Consider the following 1,598-nt stretch of genomic DNA (forward strand, 5'->3'; position numbering starts at 1 on the left):
ACCGCTTCCGCTCGATTCCACGAGGCGACCGCTTCAGCGTTCCGCAGCCACGGCGGAGTCGGGGGGCCGGCGGAAGCTGATGGCAAGCCGGTTGTAGGCATTCATCAGGCTGATGGCCATCGTAAGGTCCGCTAGCTCCTTCTCGCTGAACGTCGTCGCGGCAAACTGGAAGTCCTCGTCGGGTACATGGGTGTCGGCCACGCGGGTGACCGATTCCGCCCACGCCAGAGCGGCGCGCTCGCGATCGCTGAACAACGCACCCGCTTCATGCCAGGCTTGCACAAGCGCCAGTTTCGCGGGCGTGACGCCCTTCTTGATCAGGTCGCGGGTATGCATGTCGAGGCAAAAGGCGCACCCGTTGATCTGGCTGACGCGCAGATAGACCAGTTCGACGAGGACGTCTTCCAGGCCCGACTGCCTGACATAGCCATATACCCCCCCAAATGCCTTCACGCCGCCCGGCGATGCCTTGGCGTAGTCCAATCTCATTTTCAAGCTCCTTACTGGTCGTTGGTTGTCAGTGCTGTGTCGTTCGAATCGACGACAAATACGGCCAGCAGTTTTGCCGGCTTGGTCTTGCTCGCATTGCGGCTGACCGGGTGGCGCGAGCCGGGCTCCTCGAAGAACGCCTCCCCGGCCTTGTAGACGCGTTCCGGCTCATCGTTCACCTTGCTGGCGACGCTGCCTGAGACCACGTACGCATAGATGAACGCCGACTTCGCGTGGGTGTGAGGCAACGAAGCGCCCCCGGGCGGGTAAGTGACTTCCACGGCGATCACCGATTTGCCCGGAATGTCTGGAATTGCGTGCGAGAAGTTCGGCTTGACGATATCGCCAGCGCCATGGTCAGCGGCGCCGTGCGCCGCGGCAACCCCGGACATGGCCAGGCTGCCAGCGGCAACAACAGAAAGTAAGGTTCGTGAAATTATCATGATCAGCTCCTTGGTGGCTAGAATCATGCATCGGCTATGGTCCACGAAAAAGAACCAAGAACGCGAAAACTTGATGCACCACCCACCATGACAAATATTCTGGATCTGAAGCTCGACCGCGGTTCCAAGACAGCACTTGCGGAACAGATACGCCTGGCGATTACTGGCGTCATCGAGAGTGGTGTACTGGCCCCGGGCGCCAGGCTGCCGTCGTGGGTGGATCTTGCCGCGCAGCTTGGTGTGGCGCGCGGCACCGTCAAGACCGCCTATGAGAGGCTGACCGATGCGCAGTTGATTGTCTCGTCGCGCGCGGGCGGGACCAGGGTCTCCGAGCACATACCCACCGTGAGCCCCATCGCGGAACGGGCGCGATCGATAGAGACGGATTTGCAGTCGGCGCTATACCAGCACTTCCTGCCCGGCCCTGCAGTGTTCCAGATGGGCGTGCCGGCATCGGACTGTTTTCCAAACACGTTGTTTGCACGTCTGCGCGCCCGGGCGGCACGCGATGAAGTTGAAGCGCCCGCATCCTACCCGGACCCGCGCGGCGAACATGAATTCCGCCGGGAAATCGCCGCGCATTTGGCCTTGTCACGCGGCATTGAGTGCCAGCCCTCGCAGATCTACATCACGGCAGGATTCTCGGGGGCGCTCGGTATCGCGCTA

3 protein-coding genes are annotated in these 1,598 nt (G+C 61.8%); 1 reads left to right on the forward strand and 2 read right to left on the reverse strand.

The features are described from left to right. Positions 1 to 33: 33 nt before the first annotated feature. Entirely contained in the window at positions 34 to 495 is a 462-nt protein-coding gene (locus AB4Y36_RS40385; RefSeq protein WP_368685925.1) for a carboxymuconolactone decarboxylase family protein, read from the reverse strand. 5 nt (positions 496 to 500) lie between these two features. Next, positions 501 to 959, reverse strand: coding sequence for a cupin domain-containing protein (locus AB4Y36_RS40390; RefSeq protein WP_368685926.1), 459 nt, complete (start codon positions 957 to 959; stop codon positions 501 to 503). A gap of 60 nt (positions 960 to 1,019) precedes the next feature. Between AB4Y36_RS40390 and AB4Y36_RS40395 the strand changes: the two genes are divergently transcribed. Continuing rightward, a partial coding sequence (locus tag AB4Y36_RS40395; RefSeq protein WP_368685927.1) for a GntR family transcriptional regulator occupies positions 1,020 to 1,598 on the forward strand: 579 nt, incomplete at its 3' end.

It is taken from the genome of Paraburkholderia sp. BR10936 (genome assembly GCF_040965735.1).
GTDB lineage: Bacteria > Pseudomonadota > Gammaproteobacteria > Burkholderiales > Burkholderiaceae > Paraburkholderia > Paraburkholderia nodosa_A.